The sequence below is a fragment of the Propionimicrobium sp. BV2F7 genome (genome assembly GCF_000510445.1).
Lineage (GTDB): Bacteria > Actinomycetota > Actinomycetes > Propionibacteriales > Propionibacteriaceae > Propionimicrobium > Propionimicrobium lymphophilum.
On the sequence record NZ_AZIS01000004.1, the window covers coordinates 310416 to 329997 of the forward strand.

The following is a 19582-nucleotide window of genomic DNA, read 5'->3' on the forward strand; positions in this document are numbered from 1 at the left end:
TAAGCTCTTAAGCGTCAATTCTTCTAGCACTTAGGCGATTTACGTGCTGATAAAGCTAATTAATAGGTACATCCGGCCCTACCTGGGTTATGTGGCTGGCGTAGCGGCGCTGCAGCTTGTTGCTGTCTGCGCCAGCCTGTTGCTACCCACGATGAACGGGCAGATCATCGATCAGGGCGTGGCTCGGGCCGACACCGATTACATCGTTCACCGCGGAGCTCAGATGCTCGCGGTCGCCGGTGTGCAGGTGCTGGCGCAGTGCGCGGCAGTGTTTTTGGCCGCGAATGCGGCGATGAAGTTCGGCCGTGACGTCCGTTCTGCACTGTTCAATCACGCGCTGAAATTTTCGGCTCGCGAGATCAACGATTTGGGCACGGCGAGCCTGATCACGCGCAACACAAACGACGTTCTGCAGGTGCAAACGCTGGTGTTCATGACTTGTTCACTGATGATTTCGGCGCCGCTGACCATGGTGGGCGGCGTGTTCATGGCGCTTCGCCAGGACGTCGTGCTGAGTTGGACAATTCTGATTGCGGTGGCCGCGCTGGCCATCTCGGTGAGCGTCATCGTTTTGCGCATGACGCCACTTTTTCAGCGTCAGCAGTTCGCCGTCGACGAGATCAACCGAGTGACTCGCGAGCAGATCACGGGCATCAGGGTGGTTCGCGCTTTCACTCAAGAAGAGCAGGAGCAGGCGCGTTTTACCCACGCCAACGACCGCCTGATGAAACTCGGGCTGAGCATCGGCACGCTATTCTCAGTGCTGTTTCCTCTGGTGATGCTCATTTTGGACGTCAGCCAGGTCGGCGTGATGTGGTTGGGCGGCTCGCGAATCGACGCGGGCGAGATGGAGGTCGGCAAGCTGATCGCCTTCCTGACCTATTTGATGCAGATACTGATGAGCGTCATGATGGCCACGATGATGGTGCTGATGGCACCGCGCGCTGCGGTCTGCGCCAAGCGAATCATGGAAGTTTTCAAGACGGATTCGAGTGTCACGTGGCGCACCGATCCGGTCACTTCGAACTCTCCGGGCGAAGAAATCCTCCGTCTGGATAGCGTGGAGTTCTGCTATCCGGGGGCTAGCCAGCCAGTCCTCGAGGATATTTCTTTCGCTATCAAGCGCGGCCAGACGACGGCGATCATCGGCTCCACGGGCGCAGGCAAGTCGACTCTGGTCAACCTGATTCCCCGGCTGTTCAACGCTACCGATGGACGGGTGCTGGTTGATGGCGTGGACGTCGTCAACTACGACCCGGACAAGCTGTGGGCGAAGATCGGTCTTGTGCCGCAGAAGGCATACCTGTTCAGCGGCACGGTGGCTTCCAACCTTAAGGTTGGCAAACCTGACGCAAGCGAGGACGAGATGCGCGCAGCGCTAAAGGTTGCCCAGGCGGACTTCGTCGAGCAGCTCGGCAGCGGCGAGGACAGCGGGTTGAACGCGAAGATTTCTCAGGGCGGCACCAACGTCTCCGGTGGCCAGCGTCAGAGGCTGGCAATCGCCCGCGCGCTGATCAAGAAGCCCGATCTACACATCTTCGACGACGCCTTCAGCGCGTTGGACGCCAGCACGGAGGCCCGGCTGAGGTCGCAGCTTTCGCACGCCACTACGGACGCCGGCGTGCTGATAGTCGCCCAGCGGGTGTCGTCGATCAGCCACGCTGACCAGATTGTAGTGCTCGAGAATGGGCGCATCGACGGCATCGGCACCCACGAGGAGCTGCTGGATAGCTGCAGGACATACCGCGAAATCGTCGAATCCCAGGAGCAGGTGTCAGCATGAGCGAAGAAAAAGCCAAGGCTCCGGCCAGAAATAGGCATTCGGGACGACGAGCGGGCGGACGTCACGGCATGGCGGCTCCCGAGAAGGCGATCTCCTTCGGGCCGTCGCTGCGCAGGCTGCTGAAGAATCTGCGCGAGGAGCGCACCCTGCTGATCATCGTGTTGGTGGCGGGCGCAATCTCCGTTGCGCTGAGCGTGTTTGCCCCCAGGGTGCTTGGTTGGGCAACCGACACGATCTTTTCTGGCGTGATCGGGAAAAACATGCCCGAAGGCGTCACCCGCGAACAGGTCATAGAGGCAGCGCAGGCAAGCGGAAACGATCAACTCGCGGACATGCTCGGCGGCATAAACTTCACCCCGGGCGCAGGCATCGACTTCAGCGTGCTGGGCAAGATTCTGCTATTCGCGCTCTGCCTCTACGTTTTTTCGGGTGTGCTCTCGTTCATTCAGCATTACCTGCTGAACAGGGCGATTCAGCGCATGATCTTCGGCATGCGAGACAGGCTGCACCGAAAGATGGACAGGCTGCCGCTGTCGTTCTACGACAAGCAGCCCCACGGCGAGTTGCTCAGCCGAATGACCAACGACATCGACAACATCTCGCAATCTCTTCAGCAGACACTAGGCCAGTTGATCGGCGCAGTGCTGCGCCTGGTCGGCGTCACCGCGATGATGTTCGTGGTCAGTTGGAAGCTAGCACTGATCACCATCTGCGTCGTGCCGGTGGCGGGCGTCGCGTCGGCATTCATCGGCAAGCGCGCGCAGCGCCAGTTCGTGCGCATGTGGGACGCAACCGGCGAGCTCAACGCGCACGTCGAGGAAAGCTACACCGGTCACTCGATCATCACCGTCTTCGGACGCCGAGAGCAGGCCGCCAAACGGTTTGCAGAAACCAATGACGACTTGTGCAAGGCATCGCTCTGGGCCCAGTTCATCTCCGGTCTCATCCAGCCGGTGAACTTCCTGATCGGCAACATCAACTACGTGCTGCTGGCCGTGGTTGGCGGGCTGCAGGTGGCAGCCGGTCAGATGCCGTTGGGTAACGTGCAGGCGTTCATGCAGTATTCGCGCATGTTCACCCAGCCGATCACGCAGGTGGCTTCTATGGCTAACCTGCTGCAAAGCTGCGTTGCCAGCGCCGAGCGGGTCTTCGAGGTTCTGGACGCCGACGAGGAAGCCCCGGACGGCACTAGCGACCTGCCAAACCGCGTCTGTGGCAAGGTCGAGTTCGTCGATGTCCACTTCAGCTACGATCCTGAAAAGCCTCTCATCGAGGGCTTGAACCTGAGCGTCGATCCAGGCCAGACGGTAGCTATTGTGGGGCCGACGGGTGCAGGAAAGACCACACTGGTGAATCTGCTGGAGCGTTTCTACGAACCGCAGTCGGGAAAGATCCTGCTGGACGGCGTCGACATTTCTTCCATTCCGCGCGAGCAGTTGCGCAGCCGCATCGGCATGGTGCTTCAGGACACGTGGCTGTTCGGCGGCAAGATTGCCGACAACATTGCGTACGGCAAGAAGAACGCTAGCAAGGCCGACGTGGAGTCGGCTGCGGATGCCGCGTACGTCGACCGCTTCGCCGCTACCCTGCCCGACGGCATGGACACCATCATCGACTCCGAGGGCAACAACGTGTCTGCCGGCGAGAAGCAGCTGGTGACCATCGCCCGCGCGTTCATCAGCGACCCTGACGTGCTGATCCTCGACGAGGCCACCAGTTCCGTCGATACCCGCACCGAGGTTTTGGTTCAAAAGGCCATGGCCAGACTGCGCGGCGGCCGTACGAGCTTCGTCATCGCACACAGGCTGAGCACGATTCGTGACGCGGACGTCATCCTGGTGATGGAGAACGGCTCCATCGTCGAAAAGGGCAGCCACGACGAACTGATCGCCAAAGAGGGCGCCTACTGGCGGCTCTACCAGGCCCAGTTTGCCGACGAGGAAGCCTAGAAGGCCGTGACAAAACTCGGTCGCTGCCAGGCACTTCAACAACGAATAATACAAAACACTTAGTCAGAGCGATTAATTGCGACGGATTGCGCAAATCCCGAAGTAAGCAACCACGTTTTGTCCCACACTCTCCGCTTATCTGGCGAGTGCGGGAGGGCTAACCAGCTCGAAGATAATTCTCTAACGCCTTGCGTACGACTTCCTCGTCGCTGACATTGTCCAACTCTGCTCGACGGCTAATCGCGGAAACTAGATCTTCTGGCACCAGATGAAGAAAATTCAAATGTGGGTTTGTCTCCCATTCGCATGAGATGAGGTCGTATCCAGCCTCAGCCTCGCTCACAAATCGCTCAACGTCTTGAGCACTAAAGCCAGAAGCCTGTTCAGAAATCTTTTCAGTCATTTTCGTTTCCTCCTCCTGGCACTAGTTGGGTCTAAATATTGTTTTCTGGCTTTCATTGCATGGATCACAGTTTCTCCTCCATCATCACCCATAATCGCGGTGATTTCCAGAAAATGTCCTGCTGTATCTGAGCCCAGATACAGCCAGCGCACAGGGTCTTCTCCGATACGAAAACGTCTATGCGAGCTGGCTACTGCTGCTTCAATATTTGCTTCAGTGACTCCATGCTTGAAGGCCGATCGATAAATTCGCATTTCTCGCCTCCGGGAAAACCGTAGGCGACAAAAAAGTGCGGCCGGGGAGTTATCCCCAGCCGCGCATATTTTTTGTGTTTTTAAATCAGGCCCTGGGCGATGACCGCGTCGGCGACCTTCACGAAGCCGGCGATGTTGGCGCCGAGCATGTAGTTGCCCGGGTGGCCGTATTCCTCGGCGGTTTCAGCACAAGTGTCGTGGATGTTAGCCATGATGTCGGCCAGCTTGGACTCGGTGTACTCGAAGCTCCAGGAATCGCGGCTGGCGTTCTGCTGCATCTCAAGACCGCTAGTTGCGACGCCGCCTGCGTTCGACGCCTTGCCGGGCACGTAAACCAGGCCAGCCTCGGTGATCGCCTCGATGGCGTCCGGAGTGGTGGGCATGTTGGCGCCCTCGCAGACTGCCTTAACACCGTTTGCGATCAGCTTCTTAGCGTCGGCAATCTCGATCTCGTTCTGGGTTGCGCAAGGCAGCGCGAGGTCGGCCTCGACGCCCCAAGGACGCTCACCGGGGAAGAACTTGGCGCCGGTGCGAGCGGCATAGTCGCTGACGCGTCCGCGCTCGACCTCCTTCACCTGCTTCAGCACCTCGAGGTCGATGCCTTTTTCGTCGTAGACGTAGCCGCTGGAGTCGGAACAGGTGAGCACCTTAGCGCCCTTTTCCTGGGCCTTCTCGATTGCGTAAATGGCCACGTTTCCGGAGCCGGAGACGAGCACCTTCATGCCGTCCAGGCTCATTCCGCGGTTGGCGAGCATACGTTCGGTGAACATGACCAGGCCATAGCCGGTGGCCTCGGTGCGGGCGAGCGAACCGCCCCACGTCAGGCCCTTGCCGGTGAGCACTCCGGCGTCGTAGTGGTTGGTGATTCGGCGGTACTGGCCGAACAGGTAGCCGATTTCTCGACCGCCGACGCCGATGTCACCGGCGGGAACGTCGACCTGAGGGCCGATGTGACGAGCGAGCTCGGTCATGAACGCCTGGCAGAACCGCATGACCTCGCCCTCCGAGCGCCCGTGCGGGTCGAAGTCTGAGCCACCCTTGGCACCGCCCATCGGCAGGCCGGTCAGGGAGTTCTTGAAGATCTGCTCGAAACCCAGGAACTTGATGATGCCCAGGTATACGGAAGAGTGGAAGCGCAGGCCGCCCTTGTAGGGGCCAAGCGCGGAGTTGAACTGCACACGGAAGCCACGGTTGATCTGTACGTGGCCGGCGTCGTCTACCCACGGCACGCGGAAGATGATCTGCCGCTCAGGCTCGCAAATACGTTCGAGGACGGCGGCCTCGGTGTACTGCGGGTTGCGGTCGAGAACAGGTTCTAGCGATTCGAAGACTTCTTTAACAGCCTGGTGGAATTCCGCTTCACCCGGGTTGCGGGCGATGATTTGGTCATAGACCTCGGAAAGATGGGCTTTCATTAATCGCTCCTTATATCGAACTGTCGTCTAGCCTTTAGTCCAGCGACTATCGCGGCACGAGGTTTCGTGCCGCGGTAATTTTATTGCAGCCGATAATTCCTGAAAACCCTGGTCCAAAACTTGGATAGCTAGCTTTGATTCTCCTCGGCGCCGCCGGTTTCTTCCGATCCCGGCTGCTGAGCCTGATTGGTGTTTGCAGGTGCCGGGTTCTGCTGATTTTCCCCACCGTTCTGCTGCGGTTCTTCCGTGTAGGCAGGCTGCTGGGCGGGCTGCGCTGGCCACTGCTGTTGTGGCTGAACGGGGACGTATTCCTGCTGCGCAGGCTCTTCCTCGACGGGTTCTGGCGCTTGCGCGGTTTGGGTGTGCGTCTGCGTCAGCGTCACCGTCGGCCCCGGAACCGAGACCTCGCCCGGCCGAACCCAGGCATACGCCAAAAGCCCCAGCAGGCACGCGATGAGCGCTATGAGCAGCACCTTTGGGGTCAGCTTCGCCAGTCTCGACGGCTCTCCGTGCGTCTTCGGAGTGCGCTTGTAGACGGGTGCAACGTTCGGATCTTCCGCGATGCGGCGCATTTCTTCGGAGACCTCAGCAGCCGACGGACGCTGGCCGGCGCGCTTATCCAGCATTCTGGGCATCAAAGCGTCGAGCGCAGGCGGGGCGTCGGGGCGAAGATCGATGAGCGGCAGCGGTTCGTCGTAAACCTGTGCGTGCGCCACAGCCACCGAAGAATCGCCAAGGAAAGGCGGGCGCCCGCAGAACAGAAAGTAGGCGACGCAGCCCAGCGAGTAGACGTCGGACGCGCTCTCTACCTTCTTGTTCATGGCCTGCTCGGGCGACATGTAGGCAGCGGTTCCGATGGCCGTCGCCGTGCCAGTAAGCTGCGCCTCGTTCTCGTTCATCACCCGCGCGATGCCGAAGTCGACGATGATGGGGCGCCCACGCTCGGGGTGGGCGTAGAGGTCGGGCACGGTGCCGTCCACGTCGCGGTGGGCGTTCATCACGATGTTTGCGGGCTTGATGTCGCGGTGGGTGATGCCCATATCGTGGGCCGACTGCAGCGCGTCTGCGACGGCTGCAAGGATGCGCAATCCGACCCCGTATTCCAGCGGGCCGCTCTCGCGGACGAGGGTGGCCAGGTTAGGACCCGAAAGCAGGTCCATGACGAGGTACGCCTTGTTGTTCGAGGTGCCGGTGTCGTAAACCTTGACGATGTTGGGGTGGTCTAGTCCAGCGATGGCTATGCCTTCACGCCTGAACCGCTCCGGCACGGTTTCGTCGGTGTTTGTGTCGAGGTCGACGACCTTAACAGCGACGGTTCGCTGTAAAAGAATGTCTTGGGCTTGCCACACTTCCCCCACGGAACCTTTGCCGATCATGGCGTCCAGGCGATAACGCTCTGCGATCAAGGTTTGCGACATGTCTCTATTCTTGCCGAGTTCTCTGGAAAGTTCATAACCGGAAACGCATTGGTGTGCCCTAAAAGTTACGTTGCTTTTTGTAGGGAAGCAATAGCGTTTGTTTAACGCTTATTTACCATCCCTCTTAGCAGCCAAGTTGCCCCCGTCGCACACGTCGCTAAACCGGCGACGGAAAGCGCATTGAAGATGGCGGAGGCGCCCGTTTTGATCATCAGCAACACCATGAACGCGAATAACGCCCACATGACGATCGCCACGATCATGCACCCGATTACGATCATGTTGCTGACGCGCGGGCCGAAGCCGTATGCGTCGAGTTTGTTGTTTCTGGCGCCCACCACTAGCGCATGGATCAGCACGACGAAGACCACCGCGAAAAGCAGCGTGAAGGCGGTCTGCCCGATCGTGTTGTCGGGCACGCGCAGCCGAGCTGCCACCATAGCGACTCCGGTGACGATGGAGCCGATGCTCATCATTGCCAATGCGGGCGAGTTGTTCATGGCTCAATTATCAGCCATATACGGGGCTACCCGAGCCTTTAGCGAAAGTTAGCCGAAGACGCGTTTAGGATTGATGGGACGAATTTAGGAGGCGAAATGAAACACGCCGAGATCGATGAGGTCGGTTGGCGCAGTCACGTGCCGAAGCGGATCCGCAGGCTCGTGCGTAAATACCGCACCTATTTCATTTCGCAGCTTCGTGCCGGGCGCGCCCGCGTCAAGGGCGCGTTCGTACCGACGATCATCGCCGCAGCTTTCGCCGCCGTCTCGTGGACGATCTGCAAGTATCTGATGGGTGAGCCGAACCCGGTGTTCGCGCCGATTGCCACATTCCTTTGCTTGGGCATGAGCCGCAACCGAAATATCCGCAAGGTGGTTGAGCTGGGCGTCGGGGCGAGCCTGGGCGTCGCGGTCGGCGGGCTGGTCGCGGTCAATTGGGGCTTCGACTGGTGGCAGCTTTTCTTGTTGATGTCCGTCATGCCGCTGCTGGGCCGCATGATCGATCGCTCCGAGCTGACGGCCTTCCAGATGGGCATTCAGTCGATCGTGATGGCGTCGATGATCACCGGCGGAATGGTGTCGGCGTCGAGCGGGGTGTTCGGGCGCTGGATGGATGCCCTGACAGGTGCCGTGGTGGCGCTCTTCGCGACCTTGATTCTGCCGATCAACACCGAAAGCCGGCCTAGGCGTTATGCGGTGCTCGCGCTGAACGACGTCTCCCGCGCGCTTCGGGCTCTCGGGCACGGCATGGCCGAGGGCAGCGTCGTCATGGTGCACAGCGCGAAGGGCTACTTGAGCGCCACCCGCGAGGCGGTCACTGATGGCGAGGCGGCGCTGGCTTCAGCTCGAGAGACCAGCCGCCTGAATCCGGTTGCCCGACGGCGCTCATTGACGAAGCTGACCGAGCTCGAACGCATCCTAGAGATGACGGATCGACTCGAAATAACTGCGCTGATTTTCGAGCGTCAGGCACGCGGAATGGTTATCGAGCGCGGCGAAATCAAGACTGTTTCTCCGTACGTGCTGCAGGTTGCGACGATTATCGACCAGGTTGCAGCAGGAATCGGCAACTGGGAGCGTCCGACGAAAGCCCGGAACGCGGCGGTGGCAATCGCGGGTGAGCTGGCCCCAGAAGAAGTCGGCCACAACGACGACTGGCGATCGGCAACCCTGACTTCCCTGCTGCGGGCGATCGTGGTGGACACGCTGCAACTGACCGGACTATCCAACGCGCAGGCGCGCAGCACCCTCGCCGGTAACAATCCGGACGAGCCGGAGGGTCTGCCTGAGGTTGAAGATTGGGACCGCCGATCCGAGATCTGGGGAACTGATGAATTGCCCGCGATCGGCTCAGAGGATCGTCGCTATTTCAAGAAGCTGACCGCCGACGAGCTTCAAAAAGGCGAGGACGACTAGGGCTTCGGCGTCGGAGTTTCCTGCGGGGCTGCGACGCAAATCTTGCCGCCTGGAGCCTCGATCGAGCGAGGCGACTCGGCATTAAACCCTGGGTAATTGTCGTCCAACAGCACGGTCACGGTGCCATCTTTGCGTCCATCGCCGCGGGCCTCGGCGTCAATCAGAAACCCCTGCACTAGTTTGACCTCGGGAGAGTCTGCGCTTCCGCCGACCACCACGGTGCCGGATTCCTCCTCTGAGGAGTTACGGGCAGGGAATGTGTTGAAGCCGGCTTGCTTGAACTGGTCGGTGACCTCGCCGGCCAACCCATTGGATTTGCCGGTGTTCATCACCCGAACCCACACCTGCGAGCTGTCGAGCGTGCTGGAACTTTGTTCCACGCACGGTGGGGCTTCCTGGCCGAACGGCCGGGTCAACTGTTTATAGCCCCAGCGCACGCCAAAAAAAAGCAATGTAGCAACCACCAAAAAGATGATTGGCGAGGCGATTTTGCGCCATCTGGTCACTTTGCTCTCCTGTGCTCGGACTCAATTCTTAGAGGATAATGCAGGAGGTCGAATACAACCAGTAAAGAATTCTAAATTTAATCTAAGTTAAGCACCCGGGCGTGGACGGTGGGACGCTGCTGAAGCGCGGCGCGCAGCGCGCGGTGCAACCCGTCCTCCAGGTAGAGCTCGCCGCGCCACTCCACAACGTGCGCGAAAAGGTCGCCGTAGAACGTCGATTCTTCCTCTAGCAGAGTGTCCAGTTGGAGGGTGCTTTTCGTGGTGACGAGCTGATCGAGCCGCACCTGTTCGGGCGCGATCTTTGCCCAATCGCGGTTTCGGTAACCGTGATCGGGATATGGGCGCCCGTCGCCGACTCGTTTAAAGATCACAAGTGAATGATAGTCAATAATGCCGACAGATATTGACGTTTAGCGGCAGGGACTATTTTTCCACGTTTAATCGACACATATATTGGGTTTCGCACCCGAAAAGAAAGGCTAACGATGGCCAGCACTGCCAAGCGCGCGCAACTTCCAGTTATCCGCGCGGTTGATCTAACGAAGATATATTCCACCGGTAGCTCCGACGTCGTGGCGCTCGATCACGTCGATGTGAGTTTCGACAGAGGCACGTTCAACTCGATCATGGGCCCCTCTGGTTCCGGCAAGTCGACGCTCATGCACTGCATGGCGGGGCTCGACGCGGTAACCTCCGGCCAGGTTCTGCTGGGCGAGGAGGACCTGACCAAGCTGCCCGACAAGAAGCTGACGCTGCTTCGCCGCGATAAGTTCGGCTTCATCTTCCAGTCCTTCAACCTGTTGCCCACCCTGAACGCGGAGAAGAACATCGTCTTGCCGCTGGAGTTGGCTGGCAAGAAGATAGACCGCGCCTGGCTTGGCCAGCTGGCCGAGTCGCTGGGCATCGCGAACAGGCTTTCGCACCGCCCCAGCGAGCTTTCCGGCGGTCAGCAACAGCGCGTCGCAATCGCCCGCGCGCTCATCACCCGTCCTGAGGTGATCTTCGCCGACGAGCCTACCGGAGCCCTCGATTCCAAGGCCTCGCGCAGTTTGCTCGACTACATGCGCAAGTGTGTCGACGAGCTAGGCCAGACCATCATCATGGTCACGCACGATCCGTCCGCCGCGGCATATGGCGACCGCACGCTGATTCTGCGCGACGGCAAGATCACCAAGGATCTCGTCACGCCCTCGATTCAGACGCTAAGCGACGAGCTGACCGGGCTGGAGGGCTGATGCTTCGCCACAATTTTGCGGCAGCGGCGCGAGAGGTGCGCTTCCACCCGTCCAGGGTTATCGCGACGATTATCGCGATCGCCATCAGCGTCGGTTTCATGGCGGCGGTCAGCGTGTTCTTGCAGACCCAGCGTGAGGTCATGGGTAAGCAGCTCGCCCTGCCCAGCAGTTCCGCAGATTTGGTCGTCTCTTTAACGCCCAATGAGACCGCCACCGAGGAAGACGTTCTGAAAACCCTGCAGAACACCGAGGGCGTCGACGAGTTTTCAGCTGTCCATAATCAGTTCTTGCCGCTGAAGAGCCCAAGCCGCAAGGTGCAGATGTCTAGCGCATACAACCTGCCCAGCGAGAACTTCCGTTGGGCTTCCCTGCGCGAGGGCCAGTGGCCAAAGGACGACACCGAGATTGTAATTTCGCCTTCCTTGGCTGACGACCTTGACACAAAAGTGGGCGACGAGCTCACCGCCGGTGACATGAAGCTGAAGCTCACGGGAATAACGGACGACAAGCCCAGCATGTTCTTCAAGCCGGCCTACCTTGCCCCGGCGGACTATTCGTTCGGAAACACGCTGTTGGTAAGCGTCTCGGAAGGCTCCGATCCCGAATCTGTTGCCACGCAACTCAACGACCGCCTAAAGCCTTTTGCCAACGAATCCGGCAATGAAGACCCGCTGGCTCGGACCTCCGAGCAGTACCAGGAGGACGCCCTGACCGGGCTTTCCAGCGATTTCGACGCGATGCGCAACGTGCTGCTCGTGTTCGCGGGCATCGCCTTGTTGGTTGGCATGATCATAATCGCCAACACATTCACGATTCTGCTCGCGCAGCGTCGTCGCCAGATCGGCCTGCTGCGCGCAGTCGGCGCAACCAGCAACCAAGTTCGGGCGCGCTATCTGACCGAAGCACTCCTGTTGGGTTTCATCGGCTCCGCGCTGGGCATCGGCCTTGGTGTGCTCATCGCAATCATCGGCTCGCAGTTGACGGGCACGCTGGCGTGGGGCATTTCGGTTCCCTGGGGCGAGGTTTGCGTCGAACTGATCGTGGGCGTGGCCATAACGCTGATCGCAGCGATGGTCCCGGTGCTGCGCACGTCCAAGGTTCGTCCGCTGGAGGCACTGCGGCCAGTAGCCACGCACGAGGCTGAGAAGCGCAAGAAGCGCGCCCGAGCTGTGGTTTGTGGGCTATTCGCGCTGGCAGCTATCGGTCTGATCGTGGGCTCGATGACCATCGAGTCTCAGGCCCTGCCCCTGGCTATCGCCGGCGCGATGCTGCTGACGATCGCCGTTCTCGCCGGTTCGCAGCTATACATTCCGGCGCTGATCAGGGTGCTGGGCGTGCCGCTTCGGGGCCGTCCGGCCGGCAACCTGGCTGTTGAGAACACGCTTCGCAATCCGGCGCGCGCTTCGACGACCGCCACGGCGCTCATGTTGGCCATCGGTCTGATCGTCACGCTTCAGGTTGGCACTGCCACCGCGGAGAAGACCATGTCCAAGGCGATCGACGAGAACAACCCCGTCGACCTGTCCGTCTCAACCGGTTACATGCACAACCCGCAGGACGGCTCGCTCACGGGCCCGAAGCCGCTCTCCGAGAGCGTGCAGAACGAACTGTCTACCCTGCCAAATGTCCGTTCGCAGACGACGCTGAACGGAGTGGCTGTAAACAGCGGGCAGTACCAACATTTCATCGCGCTCGGCTGGAATAGCAAAGCCGTTCAGACCGTGCATGAGGCGCCCGAGAAGATCGGCGACGACGTGGCATTGATGAACGATAGCCACGCCGAAAAAGAAATCACGCTGACTGGGCCGAGCGGTTCTGTGACGCTGAAAACCGAGGAATCGAAGTATCCGCAACGCTACGACCAAGTGATTATTAGCGAGTCGAATCTGGCCAAGCTCGGCGAAAGCCAGCCGATGTCGGTGTGGCTGAAGCTGGATAACCGCGACGACGTCGCCCAGACGTTAGACCCCATCGGAACCATCGTGCAGGCATCTCCCGACAAGCTAGATGTTTCCGGCAGCGCATTCCAGGCGATGATCTTGCGGAAGGTGCTAGACAACATCTTGCTCGTCGTCACGGCACTCCTTGCCGTCGCGGTGATCATCGCGTTGATCGGTGTCGGTAACACGTTGACGCTGTCGGTCATTGAGCGAAACCGCGAGACGGCCCTGCTGCGCGCGCTAGGCATGCAGCGCTCCTCGGTTCGACTGATGCTCCTGATCGAGGCGCTGCTGGTTGCGTTCGCCGCGGCCCTGGTGGCCGTGGTCTTCGGCATGTTCTTCGGCTGGCTGGGAATCAACTCTTTGCTAACCCAGATCCAGCACGAAACCAATCAAACGATGTCGAGCTCGTTCGCAATCGACCTGCCGCAGACGCTAGCCATGCTCGCCATCACCCTGTTGGCCGCTGGGTTGGCGTCGATCCTGCCGGGCAGACGCGCGGTGCAGGCCAGCCCGACGCAGGCGCTGGCCGAAGAATAGTAAATACACACAAAGAGGGAGGAACCGCCAAGCGGTTCCTCCCTCTTTTAGCTATAGCTTTTGGCTCGCGGAGATTAGCGGGTCTGCGGGGTGCGCAGGTCTGCGCCGACGAACCAGGCCTGCTGCTCGAGCTGAGCGGTCAGGTCCTCGATGATGCCTACGGAAACCGGGTCCTCTTCGTCAACGGTGTCGTGAACGCGGCGCATGGTGGCGACGGTTGCGTAGATGGCTTCGACGGTGAGCTTTGCGGCCTCCTCAACGGAGATCTCGCCCTGCGGGAACTCCTTGATGGTGGTCTCGGCCGCTACGACGGAAGGACGACCATCCGGGGTTGCCCAAACTGCGCGCATACGCTCGGCGACCTCGTCGGAGCCGTCACGGGCAATGTTGATGATGTCGTCGAGGCCCTCGTGCAGGGTCTTGAAGCCCGGGCCAACCAGGTTCCAGTGGGCCTGCTTGCCAACAAGGCTCAGCGCGATCAGGTCAACATTAACGGCCTGGAGAGCTGCGGCGAGCTCAGCGGAAGCCTGGAAGCCGTTGTGGGATACCTGCGGCTTGGTTAGGGTCTCTCCAGCGGGCTGCGGAATGTTAAGAACTGCGGTCATTTCTATCTCCTAAAAAGTAGGTTCCATTTGCCTTGTTACTAGCTGTAACGCTTTGTGTTTTTAATTATTCCAAAGAATCTGGTTTTTTTAGGTATTAACCCAAAAAACACTCTTGCGCAAAGACTTTTCTGCCAAACTCAACTCGCTAATCGGGTTACTGAGTCACCCAAAAGGCGTTTTCCCTAGTCAGAGCGTGGCAATTTATTCCACCGCAGAAGATTCGCGGTTAGCGAGTTGAGTTTGGCAGAAATTTTGGACGCAACCACTTGATGGAGGCCCCAGAAAATGAAAAATCTCGCGACGCGTTGGTCTGCGTCGCGAGATCATTGGCGGTGACGGAGGGATTTGAACCCTCGGAGGCTTGCACCTCACTCGCTTTCGAGGCGAGCTCTTTCGGCCGCTCAGACACGTCACCGTGGGACAGTTTACGAAAAGATGAGGTAACGGCCAAATCGAAGACGACTCGTTCAGCGCAACTGGCCGAAGAAATCACGCAGCACCCCGGCGCAGGCTTCGGCCATGACGCCCGAAACAACCTGTGGGTTGTGGTTCAGCCGAGGGTCTCGCACGACGTCCCACAGAGACGCCACCGCTCCAGCCTTGTCATCGAAGGCGCCAAAAACCAGCCGTCCGATCCGAGCCTGGACGAGGGCGCCCGCGCACATCGCGCACGGTTCCAGCGTGACGACCAACGTGCAGTCCGGCAGCCGCCATTCGCCCCGCTTCCTCGACGCCTCTTGCATGGCACGGATTTCCGCATGCCCAGTGATCTCGCAATCCGCTTCGCGGGTGTTGTGGGCGCGCGCAATCACGCGGTCGTTTTCATCCAGAATCACCGCGCCAACCGGCACATCGCCGTGCGCGACTGCGGCGTTGGCCTCAGAAAGCGCCAACGCCATTACGTCGTCCCAGCGGGTCAGTTCACAACCTTGTCGAATTGGGCGCCGAAGTGCATCTCGTCCACGATCTGAAGCACTAGCTGATCGGAATCCTCGTCGGCGTCGCCGGCGATCTGTTCCATCTCGAATTCGCTAACGCCCTGATCCTCCAGCATGCCAAGATCGCCGATAACCTCGTCATCGTCGTCCTCGGAGGGCACCTCGATGCCCAGGTAGTCCATGACGTCACGGGCGATCGGCCAGTCGCAGCTTGCCAGCGAATCGTTGAGCAGCACCTGAATCTTGTTTCCGCGCACGCGGCAGAGCACGAAGAACTCGCCGGCGATGGAAACCACGCCCAGGGCCCCGCCGTCGCCGGGCAGCCTGCTGAGTTGAGAAATCATCTCGTCCAGATCGTTGGCAGCCGGGAACGGCAGCTCGACGACCGTTGGTTCGCCGTCCTCGCGGTAGAGGGCGACGACGAAATCTACGTCCGCAACGGTCGCGTCCTCGTAATCCTCATAATCGTCGTAGTCGTCGTAATCATCTTCGTCGTCATCGTCGAAGTCGTCGTAGTCGTCGTGGATTACGCCGCCGTCAAGATCCTCGTCGTCATCAAGGCTTTCCTCAGCGGACAGGTCGAGATCGTCGGTATTACTCTCGTCTGCAGAGTTGGACAGGTCTTCTGCCCTCTCGTCATCGAAAACGTCAGCCATCATGACTCCTTATCGCCCTATGGCTTCTATGTTCTCAAATTATGTTCGCGAATTCTATCCGAGGTTATTAATACTCTCGAGTAAAGAATTAGGTCTTGGACCTCTACTTTGTGCAAGAGTTAGAGACGTGGAACTCAAAGTGCTCGACCATCCGTTGGTCTCTCATAAAATGACCGTACTTCGCGACAAGAACACGAACAGCACCGTTTTCCGTCAGCTCGTTGACGAGCTGGTGACGCTTCTTGCCTACGAAGCAACCCGCGAGGTTCGCATCGAACCCACCGAGGTTGAAACCCCTATAACCACCACCAAAGGTGTCAAGCTTTCCAGCCCGAAGCCCATGGTGGTGCCGATTTTGCGTGCCGGCCTCGGCATGCTTGGTGGCATGACGCGCATGGTGCCGTCCGCCGAGGTTGGTTTCGTCGGCATGATTCGCGACGAGGAAACCCTGGAGCCCACCACATACGCTGAACGTCTGCCGCACAATCTTGCCGGACGCCAGTGCTTTGTACTCGACCCGATGCTCGCCACCGGCGGCTCGCTGGGCGGCTGCGTGCAGTTCCTTGCCAACCGCCACGCGGACGACGTCACCTGTCTTTGCCTGCTCGCCGCCCCGCAGGGCATCGAGAAGTTCTCACACCTGGTTGACGACCTCAAGATCAAGACCACACTGGTCGTCGCCGCTGTTGACGAAGGCCTGAACGAGCACGGCTTCATCGTGCCCGGCCTTGGTGACGCCGGCGACCGCCTCTACGGCATAGTCGACTAAGAATTGGGCTAGCCGACGACGCAGTTTTATCGGCCACGCCGCCGGCTAGCCCGATTTTTTAAGCCCTCAAAAGCCCAATTAATCAGTAGTAGTAGGGGTAAGCGCTCCAATCCGGATCGCGTTTTTCGAGGAACGAGTCGCGGCCCTCGACGGCTTCGTCAGTTCCGTATGCCAGCCTGGTGGCCTCGCCGGCGAATAGTTGCTGGCCGACCAGGCCGTCGTCGAGCAGGTTAAAGCCGTACTTAAGCATCCTGATGGCCGTGGGTGACTTGTCGCAGATCTTCTTAGCCCAGTCCAGGGCTTCTTCTTCGAGATCTGCGTGCGGAACAACCTTGTTAACCATGCCCATGCGGCAGGCATCCTCGGCGGTGTAGGTGTCGCCGAGGAAGAAGATTTCGCGGGCAAACTTCTGGCCCACCTGACGGGCCAAATATGCGCTACCGAAGCCACCATCGAAGCTGGCAACGTCCGCGTCGGTCTGTTTGAACAAGCCGTGCTCCTTAGAGGCGAGCGTCATGTCAGCGACTACGTGCAACGAGTGCCCTCCGCCGGCAGCCCAGCCGTTGACCAGGGCGATGACGACTTTCGGCATGAATCTGATGATGCGCTGGGCCTCCAGAATATGCAGGCGCCCGGCCTTGGCGCGCTCCTGCGGAGTCAGCTGCTCCTTCTCGCCGTATTGATAGCCCGACTTTCCGCGCACCCGCTGGTCGCCACCGGAGCAAAACGCCCAACCGCCGTCCTTGGGACTGGGGCCATTGCCGGTGAGCAGCACAACGCCGATGTCTGCGCTGCAGCGGGCGTGTTCCAGCGCCGTGATCAGCTCGTCGACGGTGTGCGGACGAAACGCGTTGCGGACCTCGGGACGGTCGAACGCGATGCGCACGGCAGGCACGTCTTTAGCGCGGTGATATGTGATGTCGGTGAAATCGAAGCCAGGAACTTCCTCCCACCTCTCTGGGTGGAACGGATTATTCGGGCTGCTATTGGTCTGGGTCATGCAGACAACGCTAGCGTGCAGGTATGACAAATTTCGCGTCCGGGCAAGGCCAAGTCAATCGTTGCGCGGTGATCGGTCATCCGATCGCGCATTCGCTATCGCCACTTTTACACCGCACGGCATACGCTCAGCTGGGGCTGCGCGACTTCCGCTACGACGCGTTCGACGTCGACGAGCACGAGCTAGACGATTTTATCGCCGACCTGGAAGCACAGAATCATGACGGCGCCCGCTGGGTTGGGCTCAGCGTCACTGCTCCCAACAAACCCGGACTGCTTTCCCACGGCGTGGTGGATCTGCTAGCGCAGGCCCTAAATGCGGGCAATACATTGATTTTTGGCTCGCCAAACCGCGTCTACAACACCGACGTCACCGGGCTGGTTTCGGCGCTCGGGGCCCGAGGCGTCGAGCGAGTCGAGACCGCCCAACTGATCGGCAACGGCGCTACCGCGCGCAGCAGCCTCGCAGCTTTTCATAGGCTGGGCGTGGGATCAGTTCAGGTCAACGCCCGCAGCCGCGAACGCGCGGAAAGGAGCCTGGGCGAGCTCGCAGGCCTCTATGGAATCGAGCTGGCGTTCGTCGACTTCGATTCCCCCAGCCCCGAGCCCGTCGATCTGCTCGTCAACTCCGTGCCAGTGAACCTGGACGCGGAAGCCGCCGCGCTGCTCGTCGCGCCCGCGAAAAACGTCTTTGAACTGACCTACAACTTCTACCCCTCGAACCTAGAGCAGGCCGGCCAGGCAGCAGGCAAGAATACGCTCTCAGGCATGGACCTGCTCGTCTTCCAGGCGCTAGACCAGATCGAGTTGATGACGGGCCAACGCACAGACCCCAGGCCGCTGCTCGACGCCGGCTACAAAGCTCTGGAAAGCAAGGAATAGTGCCCGTCAGGTTCGACAGAGATTCACTTATACCCAAGAATCGCGTGATAAAACGTGGTCGCCCATGCCACCTCTGAAGCATTCACAAAAGAGAAAACTTTGGGGTTAATGGCCAAAATTCTTAAACCCCGATTGCAAAAAGAACCCGAAGATTTCTAAGACAAATATGGGGTTGGACGTCGCAGAACGAAGCGTCCAACCCCATATTTAGTTGATATCAAGCGGATATATCTTGGCTAGCGGTTTCTTTTCGCACGCCTTGAGATAGCGACACCGGCTAGCCCACAGGCAAGCACAGCCCCCAACAACCCGGCTCCAGCAGAACCGGTCTCCGGCAAGTTGCGCTTGCTCTTCTTGACGGTGGTCTTTTTCTGCTTAGCCGGTTTTGTCGTATTCGTTGGCTTTGTCTCCGCCGCCTCCTTAACCGTAATCTTTGCGATCGCGGTTACGCTTTCCCCGTTAGAGTCGGTGAGCGTGTACTTAACCTCGAAGGCCCCCGCCTTAGAGCTATCGAAATTTCCTTGCTCTATGACGACTTTATCGGCCAGGTTTGCTCCGTCCTGCTCATCAGCTGCCTTGGTTATCAGTGAGCGCAGATCCAGCTGTTCGCCGGCGGTAATCGTTGCGTCCTTCACCTCAAGCACGGGTGGGGTATTGAGGACATAAATCGCATATACCGCCAGATCTCCCTTAACCACCGTGTCAGCGTCGAAGACATCGCCAGAGCCGTCAGCCTTGGTGTTCCATTCCTTAAACGCGTACCCCGCTTTGGCCGGTGCGGCAGGAAGCTCCTTTGGCAGACAGGTCGTGCCATCGCTCAGGCAGTTTTGTGCTGCCGAATGCCCGTAATAAACCTGCATCGGCGCCAGCATCTCGGGCTCAGCGCCCCCCCTAGCGGCCTTGTAGAACTTAACCTCTGGAACACGCTGGTTCAAAGTGGTGACGAAAACGCTGGAAGACTTGAACTTTTTAAAAGTGTTGACCCCATCGTCTCCTTCCCACCACTTGAGGTACGAAAAGTTGCCTTTGTTTGCGCGGATGTTCTGAAGCGAAGACTTCTGATCTTTGTACATGAAGTAGAAGTTCACCGGCATGTAGCCCTCATCGGTAAGCTTCGCCACTTCCTCCTGAGCCGGCTGAGGCACCGTTCCGTCTTTAGCAACTGCCTTTATAATGTAGTCAGTGCCTTCGGTGTACTTGGTATTTATCCCGGTGACCTTGTCGTTTTCAACCACGAAAAGATCCTTGGCCACGTCCGCGTTCTTCGCGTAGGCGACGCTGGCTATATCAAGGTGAAAACGCGTTTCAGCTATAGAGTTTACGTTTTCCTTCGGGTTAGTAGCCGAATAGTTGTCAGAGCCTACGGTCATCACG

Annotated in this window: 18 protein-coding genes, 1 tRNA gene and 1 pseudogene; 7 read left to right on the top strand and 13 right to left on the bottom strand. The window is 59.3% G+C overall.

Annotated elements, in window-relative coordinates; genetic code table 11:
* Positions 1 to 43 precede the first annotated feature (43 nt).
* On the top strand, positions 44 to 1783 hold the full coding sequence (locus HMPREF1255_RS05750; RefSeq protein ID WP_024111058.1) for an ABC transporter ATP-binding protein: 1740 nt from the start codon (positions 44 to 46) through the stop codon (positions 1781 to 1783).
* Positions 1780 to 3732 (top strand): ABC transporter ATP-binding protein, encoded by a 1953-nt coding sequence (locus HMPREF1255_RS05755; RefSeq protein WP_024111221.1) that lies wholly within the window; start codon positions 1780 to 1782, stop codon positions 3730 to 3732. Before HMPREF1255_RS05750 ends, HMPREF1255_RS05755 begins: the two co-directional genes overlap by 4 nt.
* A 157-nt stretch (positions 3733 to 3889) precedes the next feature.
* Here HMPREF1255_RS05755 and HMPREF1255_RS05760 read toward each other — a convergent pair whose 3' ends face one another.
* From HMPREF1255_RS05760 to HMPREF1255_RS05775, 5 genes are all read right to left on the bottom strand, one after another.
* Positions 3890 to 4135, bottom strand: a complete 246-nt coding sequence (locus HMPREF1255_RS05760) for a hypothetical protein (protein ID WP_016455104.1) — start codon at positions 4133 to 4135, stop codon at positions 3890 to 3892.
* Positions 4132 to 4389 (bottom strand): toxin, encoded by a 258-nt coding sequence (locus HMPREF1255_RS10060; RefSeq protein ID WP_155948494.1) that lies wholly within the window; start codon positions 4387 to 4389, stop codon positions 4132 to 4134. Before HMPREF1255_RS10060 ends, HMPREF1255_RS05760 begins: the two co-directional genes overlap by 4 nt.
* A gap of 80 nt (positions 4390 to 4469) precedes the next feature.
* Positions 4470 to 5804, bottom strand: a complete 1335-nt coding sequence (gene gdhA / locus HMPREF1255_RS05765) for an NADP-specific glutamate dehydrogenase (protein ID WP_016455102.1) — start codon at positions 5802 to 5804, stop codon at positions 4470 to 4472.
* Between the two features lie 128 nt (positions 5805 to 5932).
* Complete coding sequence (locus HMPREF1255_RS05770) at positions 5933 to 7222, bottom strand: serine/threonine-protein kinase (RefSeq protein ID WP_024110989.1); 1290 nt, start codon at positions 7220 to 7222, stop codon at positions 5933 to 5935.
* A 101-nt stretch (positions 7223 to 7323) separates the two neighbouring features.
* Positions 7324 to 7722, bottom strand: coding sequence for a hypothetical protein (locus HMPREF1255_RS05775; protein WP_024111029.1), 399 nt, complete (start codon positions 7720 to 7722; stop codon positions 7324 to 7326).
* 96 nt (positions 7723 to 7818) lie between these two features.
* Here HMPREF1255_RS05775 and HMPREF1255_RS05780 point away from each other — a divergent pair, with 96 nt between their 5' ends.
* Positions 7819 to 9138, top strand: coding sequence for an aromatic acid exporter family protein (locus HMPREF1255_RS05780; protein ID WP_024111146.1), 1320 nt, complete (start codon positions 7819 to 7821; stop codon positions 9136 to 9138).
* Here the strand turns inward: HMPREF1255_RS05780 and HMPREF1255_RS05785 are convergent.
* Positions 9135 to 9644 (bottom strand): LytR C-terminal domain-containing protein, encoded by a 510-nt coding sequence (locus HMPREF1255_RS05785; protein ID WP_024111069.1) that lies wholly within the window; start codon positions 9642 to 9644, stop codon positions 9135 to 9137. The genes HMPREF1255_RS05780 and HMPREF1255_RS05785 overlap by 4 nt on opposite strands.
* Before the next feature lie 77 nt (positions 9645 to 9721).
* The gene (locus HMPREF1255_RS05790; protein ID WP_016455097.1) at positions 9722 to 10015 is read right to left on the bottom strand and encodes a type II toxin-antitoxin system VapB family antitoxin; all 294 of its coding nucleotides are present in this window, start codon (positions 10013 to 10015) and stop codon (positions 9722 to 9724) included.
* Positions 10016 to 10174: 159 nt separating this feature from the next.
* Between HMPREF1255_RS05790 and HMPREF1255_RS05795 the strand changes: the two are divergent.
* A pseudogene (locus HMPREF1255_RS05795) lies at positions 10175 to 10879 on the top strand (ABC transporter ATP-binding protein); the annotation flags it as partial.
* Positions 10879 to 13359 (top strand): ABC transporter permease, encoded by a 2481-nt coding sequence (locus HMPREF1255_RS05800; protein WP_024111150.1) that lies wholly within the window; start codon positions 10879 to 10881, stop codon positions 13357 to 13359. The pseudogene HMPREF1255_RS05795 and the gene HMPREF1255_RS05800, both read left to right, overlap by 1 nt.
* Positions 13360 to 13433: 74 nt before the next feature.
* On the opposite strand, the gene HMPREF1255_RS05805 is transcribed toward HMPREF1255_RS05800, so the two are convergent.
* The 4 genes from HMPREF1255_RS05805 to HMPREF1255_RS05820 form a co-directional block, all read right to left on the bottom strand.
* The gene (locus tag HMPREF1255_RS05805; protein WP_024111083.1) at positions 13434 to 13964 is read right to left on the bottom strand and encodes a Dps family protein; all 531 of its coding nucleotides are present in this window, start codon (positions 13962 to 13964) and stop codon (positions 13434 to 13436) included.
* Between the two features lie 327 nt (positions 13965 to 14291).
* Positions 14292 to 14379: transfer RNA gene (locus HMPREF1255_RS05810), tRNA-Ser, on the bottom strand.
* 52 nt (positions 14380 to 14431) lie between these two features.
* Complete coding sequence (locus HMPREF1255_RS05815) at positions 14432 to 14863, bottom strand: nucleoside deaminase (RefSeq protein ID WP_024111101.1); 432 nt, start codon at positions 14861 to 14863, stop codon at positions 14432 to 14434.
* 17 nt (positions 14864 to 14880) lie between these two features.
* Entirely contained in the window at positions 14881 to 15558 is a 678-nt protein-coding gene (locus HMPREF1255_RS05820) for a tRNA adenosine deaminase-associated protein (RefSeq protein WP_016455092.1), read from the bottom strand.
* 127 nt (positions 15559 to 15685) lie between these two features.
* On the opposite strand from HMPREF1255_RS05820, the gene upp reads away from it, so the two are divergent.
* On the top strand, positions 15686 to 16327 hold the full coding sequence (gene upp, locus HMPREF1255_RS05825; RefSeq protein ID WP_016455091.1) for a uracil phosphoribosyltransferase: 642 nt from the start codon (positions 15686 to 15688) through the stop codon (positions 16325 to 16327).
* 82 nt (positions 16328 to 16409) lie between these two features.
* Here upp and HMPREF1255_RS05830 read toward each other — a convergent pair whose 3' ends face one another.
* Complete coding sequence (locus tag HMPREF1255_RS05830) at positions 16410 to 17327, bottom strand: 1,4-dihydroxy-2-naphthoyl-CoA synthase (RefSeq protein WP_024111126.1); 918 nt, start codon at positions 17325 to 17327, stop codon at positions 16410 to 16412.
* 23 nt (positions 17328 to 17350) lie between these two features.
* On the opposite strand from HMPREF1255_RS05830, the gene HMPREF1255_RS05835 reads away from it, so the two are divergent.
* Complete coding sequence (locus HMPREF1255_RS05835) at positions 17351 to 18208, top strand: shikimate dehydrogenase (protein WP_024111164.1); 858 nt, start codon at positions 17351 to 17353, stop codon at positions 18206 to 18208.
* Between the two features lie 236 nt (positions 18209 to 18444).
* Here HMPREF1255_RS05835 and HMPREF1255_RS05840 read toward each other — a convergent pair whose 3' ends face one another.
* A complete protein-coding gene (locus HMPREF1255_RS05840) occupies positions 18445 to 19578 on the bottom strand; it encodes an InlB B-repeat-containing protein (RefSeq protein ID WP_024111235.1) in 1134 nt (377 codons plus the stop codon).
* Positions 19579 to 19582: the final 4 nt, after the last annotated feature.

Coding starts and splice junctions, on each gene's coding strand:
- HMPREF1255_RS05755 (WP_024111221.1), top strand. CDS start 1,780: ATGAGCGAAGAAAAAGCCAAGGCTCCGGCCAGAAATAGGCATTCGGGA.
- HMPREF1255_RS05760 (WP_016455104.1), bottom strand. CDS start 4,135: ATGACTGAAAAGATTTCTGAACAGGCTTCTGGCTTTAGTGCTCAAGAC.
- HMPREF1255_RS10060 (WP_155948494.1), bottom strand. CDS start 4,389: ATGCGAATTTATCGATCGGCCTTCAAGCATGGAGTCACTGAAGCAAAT.
- gdhA (WP_016455102.1), bottom strand. CDS start 5,804: ATGAAAGCCCATCTTTCCGAGGTCTATGACCAAATCATCGCCCGCAAC.
- HMPREF1255_RS05770 (WP_024110989.1), bottom strand. CDS start 7,222: ATGTCGCAAACCTTGATCGCAGAGCGTTATCGCCTGGACGCCATGATC.
- HMPREF1255_RS05775 (WP_024111029.1), bottom strand. CDS start 7,722: ATGAACAACTCGCCCGCATTGGCAATGATGAGCATCGGCTCCATCGTC.
- HMPREF1255_RS05780 (WP_024111146.1), top strand. CDS start 7,819: ATGAAACACGCCGAGATCGATGAGGTCGGTTGGCGCAGTCACGTGCCG.
- HMPREF1255_RS05800 (WP_024111150.1), top strand. CDS start 10,879: ATGCTTCGCCACAATTTTGCGGCAGCGGCGCGAGAGGTGCGCTTCCAC.
- HMPREF1255_RS05805 (WP_024111083.1), bottom strand. CDS start 13,964: ATGACCGCAGTTCTTAACATTCCGCAGCCCGCTGGAGAGACCCTAACC.
- HMPREF1255_RS05815 (WP_024111101.1), bottom strand. CDS start 14,863: ATGGCGTTGGCGCTTTCTGAGGCCAACGCCGCAGTCGCGCACGGCGAT.
- HMPREF1255_RS05820 (WP_016455092.1), bottom strand. CDS start 15,558: ATGGCTGACGTTTTCGATGACGAGAGGGCAGAAGACCTGTCCAACTCT.
- HMPREF1255_RS05830 (WP_024111126.1), bottom strand. CDS start 17,327: ATGACCCAGACCAATAGCAGCCCGAATAATCCGTTCCACCCAGAGAGG.
- HMPREF1255_RS05835 (WP_024111164.1), top strand. CDS start 17,351: ATGACAAATTTCGCGTCCGGGCAAGGCCAAGTCAATCGTTGCGCGGTG.
- HMPREF1255_RS05840 (WP_024111235.1), bottom strand. CDS start 19,578: ATGACCGTAGGCTCTGACAACTATTCGGCTACTAACCCGAAGGAAAAC.